This is a genomic window from Marmoricola sp. Leaf446 (assembly GCF_001424755.1).
Classification (GTDB): domain Bacteria; phylum Actinomycetota; class Actinomycetes; order Propionibacteriales; family Nocardioidaceae; genus Marmoricola.
In genome coordinates this window covers 1,148,140-1,163,279 of sequence record NZ_LMRF01000001.1, presented here as the reverse complement: position 1 = coordinate 1,163,279, position 15,140 = coordinate 1,148,140, and the positions used below count along the sequence as shown (strand labels likewise).

At 74.1% G+C, this 15,140-nt stretch carries 15 protein-coding genes, 1 other RNA gene and 1 pseudogene; 8 read left to right on the top strand and 9 right to left on the bottom strand.

Annotated features, from left to right (window positions below; translation table 11 throughout):
* The first annotated feature begins 32 nt into the window (after nt 1–32).
* Both ASG49_RS05465 and ASG49_RS05460 read left to right on the top strand, forming a co-directional pair.
* Complete coding sequence (locus ASG49_RS05465; RefSeq protein ID WP_056538079.1) at nt 33–461, top strand: pyridoxamine 5'-phosphate oxidase family protein; 429 nt, start codon at nt 33–35, stop codon at nt 459–461.
* 80 nt (nt 462–541) lie between these two features.
* A complete protein-coding gene (locus ASG49_RS05460) occupies nt 542–784 on the top strand; it encodes a hypothetical protein (protein ID WP_056538077.1) in 243 nt (80 codons plus the stop codon).
* A gap of 13 nt (nt 785–797) precedes the next feature.
* On the opposite strand, the gene rnpB is transcribed toward ASG49_RS05460, so the two are convergent.
* An RNA gene (rnpB, locus tag ASG49_RS08130) (RNase P RNA component class A) lies at nt 798–1,185 on the bottom strand.
* Nucleotides 1,186–1,321: 136 nt separating this feature from the next.
* On the opposite strand from rnpB, the gene ASG49_RS05455 reads away from it, so the two are divergent.
* Nucleotides 1,322–3,106 (top strand): GAF domain-containing sensor histidine kinase, encoded by a 1,785-nt coding sequence (locus ASG49_RS05455; protein ID WP_056538074.1) that lies wholly within the window; start codon nt 1,322–1,324, stop codon nt 3,104–3,106.
* On the opposite strand, the gene ASG49_RS05450 is transcribed toward ASG49_RS05455, so the two are convergent.
* Nucleotides 3,096–4,538, bottom strand: a complete 1,443-nt coding sequence (locus ASG49_RS05450; protein WP_235561914.1) for an RNB domain-containing ribonuclease — start codon at nt 4,536–4,538, stop codon at nt 3,096–3,098. The genes ASG49_RS05455 and ASG49_RS05450 overlap by 11 nt on opposite strands.
* A gap of 79 nt (nt 4,539–4,617) precedes the next feature.
* Between ASG49_RS05450 and yaaA the strand changes: the two genes are divergently transcribed.
* Nucleotides 4,618–5,397, top strand: a complete 780-nt coding sequence (gene yaaA / locus ASG49_RS05445) for a peroxide stress protein YaaA (protein WP_056538069.1) — start codon at nt 4,618–4,620, stop codon at nt 5,395–5,397.
* Between the two features lie 14 nt (nt 5,398–5,411).
* Here the strand turns inward: yaaA and ASG49_RS05440 are convergent, their stop codons facing one another.
* Genes ASG49_RS05440 through ASG49_RS05420 form a run of 5 tightly spaced genes read right to left on the bottom strand, consistent with a single transcriptional unit; the run spans nt 5,412 to nt 10,065 of the window.
* A complete protein-coding gene (locus ASG49_RS05440; protein ID WP_056538067.1) occupies nt 5,412–6,095 on the bottom strand; it encodes a histidine phosphatase family protein in 684 nt (227 codons plus the stop codon).
* The gene (locus ASG49_RS19265) at nt 6,092–6,835 is read right to left on the bottom strand and encodes a zinc ribbon domain-containing protein (RefSeq protein ID WP_235561913.1); all 744 of its coding nucleotides are present in this window, start codon (nt 6,833–6,835) and stop codon (nt 6,092–6,094) included. The genes ASG49_RS05440 and ASG49_RS19265 overlap by 4 nt, the downstream gene beginning before the upstream one ends.
* Nucleotides 6,836–6,863: 28 nt before the next feature.
* A complete protein-coding gene (locus ASG49_RS05430; RefSeq protein WP_056538063.1) occupies nt 6,864–8,000 on the bottom strand; it encodes a Nif3-like dinuclear metal center hexameric protein in 1,137 nt (378 codons plus the stop codon).
* 10 nt (nt 8,001–8,010) lie between these two features.
* On the bottom strand, nt 8,011–8,535 hold the full coding sequence (locus ASG49_RS05425) for an NUDIX hydrolase (protein WP_056538059.1): 525 nt from the start codon (nt 8,533–8,535) through the stop codon (nt 8,011–8,013).
* Between the two features lie 6 nt (nt 8,536–8,541).
* A complete protein-coding gene (locus ASG49_RS05420) occupies nt 8,542–10,065 on the bottom strand; it encodes an AMP-binding protein (protein WP_235561912.1) in 1,524 nt (507 codons plus the stop codon).
* Nucleotides 10,066–10,229: 164 nt separating this feature from the next.
* On the opposite strand from ASG49_RS05420, the gene ASG49_RS05415 reads away from it, so the two are divergent.
* The 3 genes from ASG49_RS05415 to ASG49_RS05405 are packed head-to-tail and all read left to right on the top strand — an operon-like array spanning nt 10,230 to nt 12,755.
* Nucleotides 10,230–10,631, top strand: a complete 402-nt coding sequence (locus ASG49_RS05415) for a hypothetical protein (RefSeq protein ID WP_056538054.1) — start codon at nt 10,230–10,232, stop codon at nt 10,629–10,631.
* The gene (locus ASG49_RS05410) at nt 10,606–12,102 is read left to right on the top strand and encodes a HAMP domain-containing sensor histidine kinase (protein ID WP_156384194.1); all 1,497 of its coding nucleotides are present in this window, start codon (nt 10,606–10,608) and stop codon (nt 12,100–12,102) included. Before ASG49_RS05415 ends, ASG49_RS05410 begins: the two co-directional genes overlap by 26 nt.
* Nucleotides 12,087–12,755: a response regulator transcription factor gene (locus ASG49_RS05405; RefSeq protein WP_056538047.1), complete on the top strand. Its 669-nt coding sequence runs from the start codon at nt 12,087–12,089 to the stop codon at nt 12,753–12,755. The genes ASG49_RS05410 and ASG49_RS05405 overlap by 16 nt, the downstream gene beginning before the upstream one ends.
* On the opposite strand, the gene ASG49_RS05400 is transcribed toward ASG49_RS05405, so the two are convergent.
* A complete protein-coding gene (locus ASG49_RS05400; protein ID WP_056538045.1) occupies nt 12,756–13,634 on the bottom strand; it encodes a serine/threonine-protein kinase in 879 nt (292 codons plus the stop codon).
* Between the two features lie 36 nt (nt 13,635–13,670).
* On the bottom strand, nt 13,671–14,162 hold the full coding sequence (locus ASG49_RS05395; protein WP_056538044.1) for a hypothetical protein: 492 nt from the start codon (nt 14,160–14,162) through the stop codon (nt 13,671–13,673).
* Between the two features lie 154 nt (nt 14,163–14,316).
* Here ASG49_RS05395 and ASG49_RS18875 point away from each other — a divergent pair.
* Nucleotides 14,317–15,140, top strand: a pseudogene (locus tag ASG49_RS18875) (hypothetical protein); the annotation flags it as partial.

Sequence of the window (15,140 nt, the reverse complement as noted above, 5' to 3'; positions counted from 1 at the left end):
ACGACCCGTCCCGCCGATCCGGGAGCACTGCCATGAAGCTCGACGCCGACGAGTCCCGCTCACGTCTGGCCGCCCACGTCCACGGGGTGCTGAGCACCCTGCACCCCGAGCGCGGCCCCGACCCGCAGCCCGTGGTGTACGCCGTCAGCGACGACGGCCACGTCGGGGTGCCGATCGACAAGGTGAAGCCCAAGGCGTCCTCGCGGCTGCAGCGCGAGAAGAACCTCGACGCCGACCCGCGCGGCGCGCTGCTCGTCGAGCACTGGGAAGCCGAGGACTGGTCGCGGCTGTGGTGGGTGCGCGCCGACCTCGAGCACGTCGTGGAGCCGTCCGAGGAGCTGCTCGAGGAGCTCGGCGCCCGGCTCGCCGAGACCGTCCCGCAGTACGCCGACCGCCCGTTCCACCGGGTCCTGGTCTGCCGGATCACCCGGACCACCGGCTGGTCCGCCAGCGAGGACTGAGCGCGGACCACCCAGGAGGGGCTGCACCGGGGTTGGCTAGCCTCACCGCCCCGAGAGCACCAGGCGCACCAGGAGGCGACGTGACCCAGTTCGACCCCAGCGAGGACGGCATGAAGTCGTTCCTCGACCACATCGGCACCCGAGTGAAGACCACCGTCGACGACGTGGTCGCGCACACCGCGGGCGAGGACCTCGAGACGGCCGTCACCACGCTGCACCTCGCCCTGAACACCATCCCCGGGCTGGAGTTCGACCGCGCGTGGGCCCAGGAGGCCGTGGAGACGTTGCGCCGCGGGGACCCGCTGGAGATCCAGATCGGCTAGCGCCACCGGGGTGCGGACGGGCTGGCTCATAGGCCGGGTTCTGTTCGCCGTGGGGCCTCGCGACGCCCACGGTTGGCGACCATCCATCTCGGGCGGCCGTTGCCGACCGCCTCCAGCGACCTACCCGCGAGCTCGGGCGGACCGCCCTCGGGCACTCGCTGTTCGGTCTTGCTCCAGGTGGGGTTTGCCGAGCCACGACGGTCACCCGCCGCGCTGGTGGTCTCTTGCACCACCGTTTCACCCTTGCCGCCGCCGGCGAGCCGGCGGTGGCGGTCTGTTCTCTGTGGCACTGTCCCGCGGGTCGCCCCGGGTGGGTGTTGCCCACCACCTCGTCCTGTGGAGCCCGGACCTTCCTCGACGTGACCGGTCTCCCGGCACGACGCGGTCGCCCGGCCAGCCCGTCCGCCGGGACAGGATAGGCCACCCCGGCGCGTCGTACGACGGAGCGGGCAGTTCCACCGCTTTCATCACGATTATCCGCAAATGTTCAACAACCTGTCGACAGCGGCCTACCCTGGTCCGAGGGAGGGGGGTCCCATGGACGAGTCACAGACGCACGTGGGTGCGCGGTCGCTCGACCTCCGCGTGCCCGACACGCTGCTGGAGAACCTGCAGCTGATCGCCGACGGGGTCGTCGCGGTCGCCGGCTTCTCGGTGGCCGCCATCCGGATCCGCCGCGGCGACGACCTCGAGCTGGTCATCGACACCGGCATGCCCGAGGAGATCGGCACCCGCATCCCGGCCAAGGCGATGCTCGACGAGCTGGAGCTGGCCGACGACTGGGGTCGCCTGCAGTTCGTGCCCCACGAGCGCGGCGACCACGCGGGCGGGGGCTGGGTCGTGCCCGACGTCGAGGTCAGCGACGACCCCGACGCGTGGCACCCGCTCGACATGCTGGTCGCCCCCCTGTACGACGCGCAGGGCGAGCTCCGCGGCACCCTCGCCATCGACGAGCCGATCGACGGCCGCCGCCCTGACGCCGAGCGCCGCCGCGTCCTGGAGCGCTTCGCCGGGCTGGCCAGCCGCGCGGTCCTCTCGGCCGTGGAGCGCGAGTCGTTCCTCGAGCAGGTCGCCATGGCCGACACGGTCAAGGAGATCGTGCGCACCACGAGCGCCCAGCTCAGCCTCGACGGCCTGCTCGACGAGAGCCGCCGCACCCTGCTCGACGGCTTCTCGGCCCAGCAGGTCTGGATCAAGACCGTCACCGCCGAGGGCCGCTCGGGCGCGGAGTTCCTGCCCGAGGAGCTGCGCGACTCGCTGCCCGAGGCGATCGTGGAGTTCGCCGAGCAGGCGGCGCACTTCTGCTGGCACCAGCAGGAGGTGATGACGGTCGGTGAGACCTACGCCGTCCCCGGCCCGATGTCGACCCAGCACTTCGACCACGTGGTGGAGCTGCTCCGCGGCATCGGCATGGCCTCCCTGGTGTTCGTGCCGCTCGGCGCCGGACCCGAGTGCCTGGGCAGCATCGTGCTGATGCGCAGCGACCCGTCGCGTCCCTGGAGCGACGTCGAGACCGCCGCCCTGCTCGACATCGGCCACGACCTGGGGCGGGCCGCGCTCAACGCCCGCACCTTCGAGCACGAGCACGAGCTGGTCACCGAGCTGCAGGCGCTCGACACCTACAAGAGCCAGCTCATCGCCACCGTCTCCCACGAGCTGAAGAGCCCGCTGACCACGGTGTGGGGCCACCTGGAGATGCTCGAGTCCGAGACGCTGCCGATCGCGCCCGAGGCGCGCCTCTCCCTCGACGCCATCGCCCGCGCCTCGCGCCGGATGAGCCGCGTCATCGAGGACCTGCTGCTGCTGCGCAAGGTCGGCGAGACGGCCAAGCCGCTGGCCCCCACGCCCGTCGACCTGGTCGAGCTGGTGCACGACGCGCTGGCGATGACCGCGCTGTCGGCCCAGGCCAAGCAGCTGCGCGTCGACCTCGACCTCCCCGCGGAGCCGGTCCACGCCTGGGGCGAGGCCGACGAGCTCGACAAGGTGGTGATCAACGTGGTCAGCAACGCCGTGAAGTACACCCCCGAGGGCCGCGGCGTCCGCGTCGTCGTCGCGCCCGGGGAGCGGGAGGACCAGGTCGTGCTCGCCGTCCACGACGAGGGCATCGGCATCTCCGAGGCCGACCAGGAGCAGCTGTTCTCGGAGTTCTTCCGCTCCACCAACCCCGAGGCCGTCGCCCAGCCCGGCACCGGCCTGGGCTTGGCCATCGTGCAGCGCATCGTGCAGCGTCACGGCGGCGACGTCGCCGTGCGGTCGGCGCTCGGGCAGGGCAGCAGCTTCACGATCACGCTCCCGGCGCACCGGAGCGCGCTCAGCAGCTGAAGCGCACCCGCCTCGTCACGGGGTCGGCCTCGGTCAGCGTCGCGGTGACCTCCTCGCCCACCGGCAGCGTGCTGCCCTCGGCCGCCCGCAGCGGGGCCTCGACGGCCGGGTCGCGCAGCATCACGGTGCCCTTGCGTCCGTCCTTCTCGGCCTCCAGCACCACGCCGGCGAACTCCGCCCCGACCCGACCCTCCAGGGCCAAGGCCTCGACCAGGTCGAGCACCGACCGCTCGTAGGCACCGGCGCGACGCCCCGAGTCGGCCATCGCATCGGGCAGCTGCGGCAGCGCCTCGCGCACCCAGTCGGGCACGGGCGTCCCGGCGGTCAGCGCGGCGCACACCTCGAGGCCGAAGCGGTCGACGAGCCGCCGCAGCGGGGCGGTCACGTGGGCGTACGGCGAGGCCAGCGCCGCGTGCTCGGTCTGCTCCGGCAGCGAGCCGTCCATCACGGCGTACCCCGCGCCGCGGAGCAGCGAGGTGGCCGCCACCACCAGCGCCGCGTGCTCGGGCCGGGCGGGGTCGAGGGTGCGGATCAGGTCGGGGTGGGGCAGGTCGGCCGGCCAGTCGACGCCCAGCGCCCTCGCCGTACGCCGCAGCCGCTGGACCGCCTCGTCGGGTGCCGGGGGCAGCGTGCGCAGCACCCCCACCCGGGCGGCGATCATCATCTCGGCGGCCGCGAAGCCGGTCATCAGCGAGACCTGCGCGTTCCAGCTCTCCACCGGCAGCATCTGCCGGAACTCCAGGTGCCAGCCGTCCCGGCGCCGCTCGAGCTCCTGCGAGGGCCTCGGCAGCGAGATGCCGCCGCGCGCCGCCTCCTGCGCCAGCCGCAGCTCGCCCACCGTCCGGAGCAGGCCGGGCGTGCCCCCGGGGTCGGCCCCGTCCAGCTGCCGCTGCACGGCGGCGTAGTCGAGCTGGGCGCGCGAGCGCACGCGGGCCCGGACGACCTCGGCGGAGGTCACCGCGCCGGCGGCGTCGAGCGCGAGGGTCCAGACGAACGCCGGCGTCACCTGGTCGGGCAGCAGCGAGGCCGCCCCCTCGCTGAGCACGGGCGGGTGCAGCGGCACCTTGGTGTCGGCGCCGTAGAGCGACTCGCCGCGGCGGCGCGCCTCGAGGTCGACGGGGTCACCGGGCGACAGGAACGCCATCACGTCGGCGATGGCGTAGTGCACGACGTAGCCGTCGCCGTCGCGCTCGAGGTGCATCGCCTGGTCGAGGTCGCGCGCCCCCGGCGGGTCGATCGTGATCAGCTCGAGGTCGGTGCGGTCGAGGTCGGGCAGCCGCGGGGCCCGGGCGGCCGCCTCGGCCGCGCGCCGCACCTCCTCGGGGAACTCCGCCGGAAGCTCCTGCTCGACCCGGATCGCCTCCAGCCCGCGCCGCAGCTCCTCGTCCTCGACCCCGTCGACCCGCTCGACCCGCAGCACCCGAGTGCCCACCGGCGCTCCCCTCCTCGACGTCCACGACCCTGCTCGGGCACCGTACGCGCTGCCTCGGGGCTCCCCCTACCCTGGCGCGGTGCTGATCCTGCTGCCGCCCTCGGAGGGCAAGTCGGTGCCGCGGCGCGGCAAGCCCCTCGACCTAAGCACGCTCTCCTTCCCCGGCCTGACCCCGACCCGCGAGCGCGTCCTGGACGCCCTCGTCGACCTGTGCGCGGGCGACCCCCTCCACGCCGCCGACGTCCTCGGCCTCGGGCCGACCCAGCTCGACGACGTACGCCGCGACGCCGACCTCCGCGCGGCCCCGACGACCCGCGCCGACGCGCTCTACACCGGCGTCCTCTACGACCACCTCGACCTCGCCGGTCTCGACGCCGCCGCCCGCCGCCGCGCCACCCGCCAGGTGGCGGTCACCTCCTCGCTGTTCGGGCTCGTCCGGCCCGGCGACCGGCTGCCGTCCTACCGGCTCGCCGGCGGCGTACGCCTGCCCCCGCTCGGTCCCGTCGCGTCGCTGTGGCGTCCGGTGCTGGGCGAGGCGGTCCTCGAGGCCGCCGGCCGCGGCCTGGTCGTCGACCTGCGCTCCAGCACGTACGCCGCGTTCTGGCGTCCCACCCCCGACCTCGCACCCCGCGTCGCCACCGTCCGGGTGCTGCACGAGCAGGACGGCCGCCGCAGCGTCGTCAGCCACTTCAACAAGGCCACCAAGGGCCGCCTCGTCGCCGCCCTGCTCACCGCCGGCGCCAACCCCACCACCCCCGCCCGCCTCGCCGACGCGCTCCGCGACCTCGGCTGGCACGTCGAGACCGACCAGCCCTCGGCCACCGGCACCCGCCTCGACGTGGTGGTCCGGGAGGTCTGAGGGGAGCCCGGCCCTCAGCCGAAGACGTGCGTGGGCCGGCCGTTGAAGAGCCGCAGGTAGGGACGGACCTCGCCGTCGGGGGTGGTGGCGTAGGAGACGACCGTGACCGAGGCGGGGCCGAGCTCCATGCGGTAGACGCCCTCCAGCGAGGCGCCCATGGCCTCGGCGACGATCACCTTGATCGGGGTGACGTGGCTGACGGCGACGACGGTGCGGCCGGCGTACTTCTCCAGGATGCGGTCGCGGCCCTCGAGCACCCGCTGCTGCACCGTGCGCATCGACTCGCCGCCGTGGGGCGCGGCGTCGAGGTCGCCGAGCCAGGCGCTCAGGTCGTCGGGGAAGCGTTCCTGGACCTCGGCGAAGGACAGCCCGTCCCACGAGCCGAACTCCATCTCGGCGATGCCGTGCTCGACCTCGATCTCCAGCCGCAGCTGCTCGGCGACGATCTCGGCCGTCTCACGCGTACGCCGGACCGGGGAGCTGACGACCACGTCGAAGTCGTCCGCCAGCGGGGCCAGCCACTCGCCGGTGGCCAGCGCCTGGGCGCGGCCCTCCTCGTTGAGCGGCGGGTTCGCGCTGGCCAGGCCGCCGGAGAAGCGCTTGCCGAGGGTGTGGTCGGTGACGCCGTGACGGACCAGCACCAGGGTGGTCGGCTCGGACGGCGGACCCCACCCACGGGAGGGCGCGCCGCTGCTCACAGGCCGGACTCCTCGGTCCGCACCAGGATCCGGTCGCACTCCTCGCACCGCACGACCTCGTCGGCCGGCTTGCGCGCGATGATCGCGAGGTCGGAGGCGTTGAGGGTCAGCCGGCAGCCGCCGCACTCGCGGCGACGCAGCGCCGCCGCGCCGGTGCCGCCCTTGTTGGCGCGCAGCTTCTCGTAGAGGGCGCGCAGGTCGTCGGGGACGTCGAGCGCGACGGCGTACCGCTCGGCCTCGACCTGCTCGAGGTCGTGCTGCAGCGAGCCGGCGGACGACTCGAGCGCCGACTTCAGCTCGGCGGCGCGGGCGTCGATCTCGGCCAGCTCGGCCTCGCGCTCGGCGAGGGCGTTCTCGGCCGTCTCGAGCCGCTCCATGACCTCGATCTCGGTGTCCTCGAGCGAGGTGATCCGGCGCTCCAGCGACTGCAGCTCGCCGAGCATCCGCTCCAGCGCCTTGGGGTCGCTGATGCCGCCGCCGTCGACCATGCCCTGGTCCCGGGTGCGACGCGCCTTGACCTGCTCGACGTCGGCGTCGGCGCGCTTCTGCTCCGCGGTCAGGTCGGCGACCTCGATGCGCAGGTCGCGGGCCGCGTCGTCGACCTCCTTGCGGCGCACGCCCAGCTCCTGGAGCTGGCGGGCCTCGGGGATGGAGCCGAGGCGGTGCCGCAACGTGTCGGCCCGGGAGTCGAGCTCCTGCACGTCGAGGAGGTGGAGCTGGACGGACGGGTCGGCCTTCACCGGTGGGTCTCCTACGGGGTCGTGGGCCTCAGGCCCGGAACGTCCACGGGTCGGTGCGGACCGAGCTGAGGTGGACCTCCACCGTATCGCCCAGCGCGTCGACCAGCCGCTGCCGGAGCACCGGCAGCCACGTGCTCTCGGCCGCCCAGTGCGCGACGTCGACCAGGGCGGGCGCGCCGGTGCCGTGGGCCGCGTGCTCGCGCAGCTCCGAGGCGGGGTGGTGACGCAGGTCGGAGGTCAGGTAGACGTCGACGCCCTCGGCCCGGGCCCGGTCGAGCAGGAAGTCCCCCGCGCCGCCGCACAGCCCGACGTGCTCGACCTGCTGGTCGGGGTCACCGGCCACCCGGACCCCGTGGGCGGTCTCGGGGAGCACCCGGGCGACCAGCGCGGCGAACTCGCGCAGCGACACCGGCTCCGGCAGCCGACCGACCCGGCCCGAGCCGCGGTCGGGCTCGTCGCGCGGGGCCAGCTCGACCAGGTCCCACGCGGGCTCCTCGTAGGGGTGGGCCGCCACCATCGCGGCGACCACCGCGTCCCGCGCGTGCCGGGGCAGCACCACCTCGACCCGCACCTCCGCGACCACCTCGTCGCGCCCCACCGCGCCGATGGCCGGCGCCGCGCCCTCGGTCGGGCGGAACCTTCCCTCGCCGACCGAGGTGAAGCTGGCCGCCTCGTAGTCGCCGATCCGCCCCGCGCCCGCGTCCGCCAGCGCCGCCCGCAGCCGCTCGGCGTCGGCGACCGGCGCGAAGACGACGAGCTTGTCCAGCGGCGGCGCGGCGTCGGCCTCGAGTGGGCGTACGTCGACCAGCCCGAGCGCCAGGGCCAGGGACTCCGAGACCCCGAGGGCCGGGCTGTCGGCGTTGGTGTGGGCGGCGAGCAGCCCGCACCCCGCCCGCACCAGCCGGTGGACGACGGCTCCCTTGGGGTCGGTGGCCGCGACGCCGTGGACGCCCTTCAGCAGCAGCGGGTGGTGCGTCACGACCAGCTGTGCGCCCAGCGCGACCGCCTCGTCGGCGACGGCGAGCACCGGGTCGACGGCCAGCAGCACCCGTCGTACGTCGTCGACCGGGTCGCCGCAGACCAGGCCGACGGCGTCCCAGGAGTCGGCGTGGTGCGGCGGGTACCAGCGGTCCAGCAGCGCGGTGAGCTCACCCAGGGTCGGCATGCGCCGGAGGCTACCCGCGCTCGCCCCAGGACTCGGGGGCCCGCCACTCGTCCTCGGCGGGCCCCGGGGCCGCGACCTCCCGGGCGAGGTGGGACCAGCGGCTGGAGAGCACGCCGTCGCGCACGATCTCGGCGTGGTCGAAGGCCATCGGCTCGGCGTCGTCGCGCAGCATCTCGGCGACCGGCACCCACGCGGCGTGGACCGCGCCGTCGCCGGCCTCGGGGTGGACGAAGCTCGCGACCTCGGCGAGGTGGGCGATGCTGACGATGCGGCGACGGGGGTCGCGGTGCGGGTCGCCATAGGTGCCGACCTGGCGGAGCTCGTCGGGGTGCAGCGCGATGCCGGTCTCGACGTGCAGCTCACGGGCGGCCGCGGGCGCGAGGTCCTCGTCGACCTCGAGAAAGCCTCCGGGGAGCGCCCAGCGACCCTCGAAGGGCGGCCGGCCGCGGCGCACGAGCAGCACGTGCGGGACCTGCTCGACCGCGGTGAGGGCCACGACGTCGACGGAGACCTCGATGCGTGGGTAGGTGGCCACGGGCGTCTAGTTCACCTGTCGCTCCCGGCCCTCCCAGTAGGGCTGGCGCAGCTTGAACTTCTGGAGCTTGCCGGTCGCGGTGCGGGCGAGGACGTCGCGGAACTCGATCGAGGACGGCGCCTTGTAGCGCGCGACCCGCTTCTTGACGTGGTCGATCAGCTCCTGCTCGGTCACCGCGGAGCCCTCCGTGCGCACCACCAGGGCCTTGATCGTCTCGCCCCACTTCTCGTCGGGCACCCCGATCACCGCGACCTCGGCGACGTCGGGGTGGGAGAACAGCGCGTCCTCGACCTCGATCGAGGAGACGTTCTCGCCGCCGGTGATGATGACGTCCTTCTTGCGGTCCGAGATGGTGAGGTAGCCGTCGTCGCCGATGACGCCCCCGTCGCCGGTGTGGAACCAGCCGTCGGCGAGCGCGGCAGCGCTCTCCTCGGGCTGCTCCCAGTAGCCCTCGAGCACCACGTTGGAGCGGGCCAGGACCTCGCCCGACTCCGAGGTGGTGAGCGTGCAGCCGAGCGCCGGCTGGCCCTGGCGCACCAGCTTGGCCGCCCGCTCCTCGGGAGCCAGGTCGTCCCACTCCTCGCGGGTGCGGTTGACCGTCAGCAGCGGCGAGGTCTCGGTGAGACCGTAGATCTGGATGAACTCCCAGCCCAGCTCGGACTCCACCCGCGCCACCGTGCGGGTCGGCGGCGGCGCGCCGGCCACGATGATGCGGACGCGGTCGCGCCCGGGGATCTCGCCCTCCCACGACTCCGCGGCCTCCAGCACGGCGGCGACCACGGCGGGCGCGGCGCACATCACGGTGACGCCGTGGTGCTCGACGCGGCGCAGGATCTCGGCGCCGTCGATCTTGCGGATCACGACGTGGCGGGCACCGGCGCCGGTGGCCACGAACGGCCAGCCCCAGCCGTTGGCGTGGAACATCGGCAGCGTGTGGAGGTAGACGTCGCGGTCGCTGACCCCGGTGTGCAGGCCGAACGTGACGGCGTTGGTCCAGATGTTGCGGTGCGTGATCTGCACGCCCTTGGGCCGGGCGGTCGTGCCCGAGGTGTAGTTGATGGTGGCCGTGGCGTCCTCGTCGTGCTCCCACGGCTGGGGCTCCACGCCCTCGGCGTACATCGCCTCGTCGTCGCCGATGACGAAGGTGTGCTCGCACTGCACGCCCGCCAGGGAGTCGACGAGCTCGGGGTCGACGTAGAGCACGCGGGCGCCGGAGTGCTCCACGATGTAGGAGACCTCGTCGGGCGAGAGCCGGAAGTTGATCGGCACCAGCACCCGGCCGTAGCCGGCGACGCCGAAGAACGAGGTGAGCAGCCGAGCGCTGTTGTGGGAGACGTAGGCGACCCGCTCGCCGACGCCGATGCCGAGCTGGTCGAGGCGGGCGGCCTGGGCGCGGGCCAGCTCGCCCATCCGGGCGTAGCTGATCTCGCCGAGGCTCTCGGCGGGCTGGTCGGGCTCGTCGACCACGCCGACGCGGTCGGCGTAGACGGCCAGGGCGCGGTCGAGGAAGTCGGAGACGGAGAACGGCACGATCACGGGTGTGACCCCCCTCACGAGAGACGGTTGCCGCCACCCTAGTCAGAGGGGGTGACAGCGCGCCCCGTCCGTCCTGACGGGCGGGCTGCGGGTTCGATGAGAGCTCTCTCATCCGCCTCTCACGCGAGCGCCATCTCCCTCCGGCACGCTTCCCCGGCATGAGCCGCCCCGTCCTGCTCCTCCTCGCCGCCGTGCTGGTGGTGCTGCTGCCCCTCGGGGCGTACGCCGTCGGCGGGATCGGCTCCTCGGTGGACCCGCCCGCGCCGCGCCAGGACATCGTCGTCGACGACTCGGACCCGACCGGGTCCACGACCGGGGCGACGAGCGGGGAGACGACGCGGGAGCAGGAGCGCGAGCGGGCCGAGGCGCGCCAGGCCCGCCGCGAGCGGGTCGCCCAGGAGCGTCGACGCGAGCGGGCCGAGCGGGCCGAGCGGCGCGACGACGTCCGGGTCGTCACCCCGGCTCCGGCCCCCGTGGATGATGACGACGACGGAGCAGGCGGGGACGACGACGCGGACGACGACGGGGACGACGGTGACGACGACGGGGACGACGACTGAGCCCGCTGCGCGCCACAGCCTGCGCACCCTGCTGCGGCGTACGTCGGTCCGCACCCGGATCGCGCTGTCGGTGGCCGTCGTGAGCGCCTTCGCGCTGGGCGCGGCGGGCCTGCTCGTGCACACCCTGGAGTCGCAGCGGGTCAAGCGCATCGTGGCCGAGAACACCGCCCAGGAGATCGCCGAGCTGGTCCGCCTGCAGCAGGAGGGCGTCGACCCCGGCACCGGGCGGGGGTTCACCTCCTCCGAGGCATTGCTGAGCACCTACCTGGTGCGCAACGTGCCCGACGACGACGAGCTGCTCGTCGGCTGGTGGCAGGGCCGCCCCCAGGAGCGCACCCGTCACGCGTACGGCGCCCGGCTGGTCGCCGACCCGGCGCTTGCCCCCGCCGTGGACCGGCTGCTCCCCCGCGGCGGCACCGCCGACCTCGAGCAGGACGGCATCGGCGACTATTCCGTGACGGTGCAGCCGGTCAGCACCGCCTCGGGTCGCGACGCGGGCGAGGACCCCGACGCGCTGGTGATCGTGAACTTCCTCAGCGACGAGGAGGACGAGCTGCGCAGCACGATGCGCACCTACGCCGCCGTGTCGGTGCTGCTGCTGCTCCTCATCGCCGTCGCCGCGTGGCTGCAGGCGGGCCGGCTGCTGCGGCCGCTGCGCTCGCTGCACGCCTCGGCCGAGGAGATCGGCGCCACCGACCTCTCGCGACGGCTGCCCGTGGTCGGCGACGACGACATCGCCCGGCTGACCAGCACCTTCAACGACATGCTGGCGCGGCTCGAGCACGGGTTCGGCTCGCAGCGGCAGTTCCTCGACGACGCCGGCCACGAGCTGCGCACCCCGCTGACGGTGCTGCGCGGCCACCTCGAGGTGCTCGACCCCCGCGACCCGCACGACATCTCCCAGACCTCGGAGCTGCTGCTCGACGAGCTCGACCGGATGTCGCGGCTGGTCGACGAGCTGATCCTGCTGGCCAAGTCCGACCGCCCCGACTTCGCCCGGCTGCGCCCCACGCCCGTGGCGGCGCTGCTCGAGCAGGTGCACCGCAAGGCCACCGGCCTGGCCGGGCGCGACTGGCGCCTCGGCCCGCTGCCGCCCGCCACCACCGAGGCGCCCCTCGACGAGCAGCGGCTCACCCAGGCGCTGCTCCAGCTGTGCGACAACGCGGTCAAGCACACCGGTCCGGGCGACGCCGTCACGCTCTCCGGCGAGGTGGTCGGCGACCGCCTGCTGCTGGCCGTGTCCGACACCGGGCCCGGTGTCGACCTCGCCGACCGCACCCGCGTCTTCGACCGCTTCGGCCGGGCCGTGGTTCCCGAGGGCGACGAGGGGTTCGGCCTCGGCCTGTCCATCGTGCGCGCCATCGCCGAGGCCCACCACGGCACCGCCCGCGTCGAGGACGCCCCGGGCGGTGGCGCCCGCTTCGTCCTCGACCTCCCCCTGGAAGGAACCCCCTCGTGGCCCGTGTCCTGATCGTCGAGGACGAGCACCGCATCTCCTCGTTCCTGGCCAAGGGCCTCACCGCCGACGGCTTCTCCACCACCGTGGCTGCGGACGGTCACACCGGCCTCGACTACGTGCTGACCGGCGACTTCGACCTGGTCGTGCTCGACATCGGGCTGCCGGGGATCGACGGCTTCGAGGTGCTGCGCCAGATGCGAGCGCAGGGCAGCGCGCTGCCGGTCATCGTGCTGACCGCCCGCGACAGCGTCACCGACACCGTGTCGGCGCTGGAGGGCGGGGCGGACGACTACATGGCCAAGCCCTTCCGCTTCGCCGAGCTCCTGGCCCGGGTACGGCTCCGGCTGCGCCAGGCCAACGACCAGTCCGGCGGTCGCGAGGACCGGCTCGCCGTCGGCAGCGTCGCCCTCGACCTGCGCACCCGGCAGGCCACCGTGGGCGGCCGCGTCGTCGACCTCTCGGCCCGGGAGTTCAAGATGGCCGAGATCTTCCTGCTCAACCCCGGCCAGGTCCTCTCGCGCGAGCAGCTGCTGTCTTTCGTCTGGGGCTACGACTTCGACCCCGGGTCCAACGTCGTCGACGTCTACGTCGGCTACCTGCGACGCAAGTTCGGCGCCACCGCGATCAGCACCGTGCGCGGCATGGGCTACCGCTTCGACGGTTGATCACCTGACCCGGAAACCGGCGAGCCGCCCCTTCGGCAGGGCGGCGTACGCCGGGGCCAGGGCGTCCGACAGCTCCGCCGGCGTCGGCCGGTCGGCGGGTCGCTTCTCCAGGCAGGCGAGGAGCACGTCCGCCACCGTCGTCGGCACGCCGCGCGGCACGTCGTACGGCGCCTGCACCAGCTGCGGCCACACCGCCTCCGGTGCCGCGGCCTCGATGTCGCCCTCGTCGAAGGGCCGGTAGCCCGCCGCCGCCTCGAACAGCGTCACCCCGATCCCCCACACGTCGCTCGCCGGCCCCGGCACGCCGACCTGTCCCGGCAGGCACTGCTCGGGAGCCAGGTAGGCGTCGGTGCCGACCACGTCGCGCAGCGCCGCCGCCTCGGCCACCGGTCGGGCGGCCGAGAGGTCGATCAGGCGCGCGGGCGCGCCCATCACCACGTTGCCCGGCTTGACGTCGAGGTGGACGTGCCCGACGTGGCGCAGGTACGCCGCCGCCGACGCCAGGTCGATGCCCAGCGGGAGAGACTGCTCCGGCTGCAGCGGCCCGTGCCGCCGCAGCAGCGAGGACAGCCGCGGCCCGTCGGCCGCCTCGAGCACGAGGTGCGGTCGGGCGTCCTGACGGCCGTCGCGGAGCAGCCGCACCACCACCGGGTGGTTCACCGTCCGCAGCGCGTCGGCCTCCCGCTCGAGCGACCGGGCCGCGCGGGCGTCGCCCACGCGGTCCGGCCGCAGCAGCTTGACGACCACCGGGCCGTGGGTGACCTCGTCGAAGCAGAGGTAGGCCTCGCAGGAGGCACCTCCCCCCAGCCGCTGGACCACGCCCAGCTCGGAGGTGACCTGGTCCCCCGCCTCGAAGCCCCAGCTGTCGTCGCGCGTCATCGCCGCACACCGTCCTGGTCCTCGTCCTGCGCCCGCTCAGTCGCGGGTGTCGTCGTCGCGGGTCTGGTCGTCCCGGGTGACGTCGCGCGTCTGCGGATCCCGGGTCACGGCGTCGCGCGTGGTGTCGCGGGTCTGCGGGTCGCGGGTGACCGTGTCCTGGGTGACGTCGCGCGTCTGCGGGTCCCGGGTCACGGCGTCGCGCGTCGTGTCGAGGGTCTGCGGGTCGCGGGTGACCGTGTCGCGCGTCGTGTCGCGTGTCTGCGGGTCGCGGGTGACCGTGTCCCGGGTGACGTCGCGCGTCTGCGGGTCGCGGGTCACGGTGTCGCGCGTGGTGTCGCGGGTCTGCGGGTCGCGGTCGTCGTCGGTGTCGTCGTCCACGAGGGCGAGCTCGACCACCTCACTGTCGCGCTTGCCGTACGCCGCCGCCTCGGTGCGCTCGCCGGCGGTCGCGTCCACGGTCTGCAGCCCGAGCACGCCCAGCGCGGTGAAGCCGCTGAGGGCCAGGACGGTGGTGGGGATGAGCTTCATGGTGGTTCCTCTCGTCGTGGGGTCTCGTTGACGAGGACGACTCTGGCCGCCGGCGGTGAGGTGGTCGTGAGCCTGCGATGAGAGGGCTCTCACCTCAGTTCCACATGTCGAACACGTGTTCGATAGTGTCGGCGCAACTGGCTACGATGAACCCATGACCTCGGCACCCCGTTCCCAGAAGGTGCGTCTGATCGACGCTGCCTGGGAGGCGCGGGCCGACGAGCACGAGGCGCAGCTGCGGCAGCTCCGGGTCGCGCTGCAGTGGGCGCTGCTCCACCCCGCGCCGGTGGATGCCGACGGGATGGTCGAGCACGCCGGGTGGGGCGAGGTCCGGCTGGTCGGTGACCCCGCACCCATCACACCGCTGGCCGGTGAAGGCGCGCCGCTGGTGGCGCCCGAGGCGCCGGTCGAGCTGGCCGCGGCGCTGGGGGTGCCGTTCCTGCACGCCCAGCAGCTGATGGCCGACGCCCTCGAGCTGGCGTTCCGGCTGCCGCGGCTCTGGACCCTGTTGGACGACGCACCCCTGACGGTGGGTCCGCGGGTGTGGCAGGCGCGGCAGATCTCGCGGGAGACCCACGACCTGTCCCTCGACGCCGCCCTGCACGCCGACCGGCTCATCTGCGCCGTCCCCGACAAGATCGGGCTGGTCGACGCCCGCAGGCTGGCCCACGAGGCCCGCCTGCACGCCGACCCCGACCGCGCTGTCGCCGAGGAGGACGAGGCCCTCGCCCGGCGCGGGGTCTGGCTGCACCGCGACGGCGCCGCCCCCGCCACCACCGAGGTCGTGATGACCCTGGACACCCCCGACGCGGAGCTCCTCGACCAGAGCGTGACCCGGATCGCGGCCGACCTCAAGGGCCTGGGTGACACCGACCCGCTGGACGTACGCCGCGCCCGCGCCGTCGGCGTCCTGGCCGACCCCCAGCACGCGCTGGACCTCATGTCCGGCCGCCCCGACGCCGCACCGTCCATCGGCGC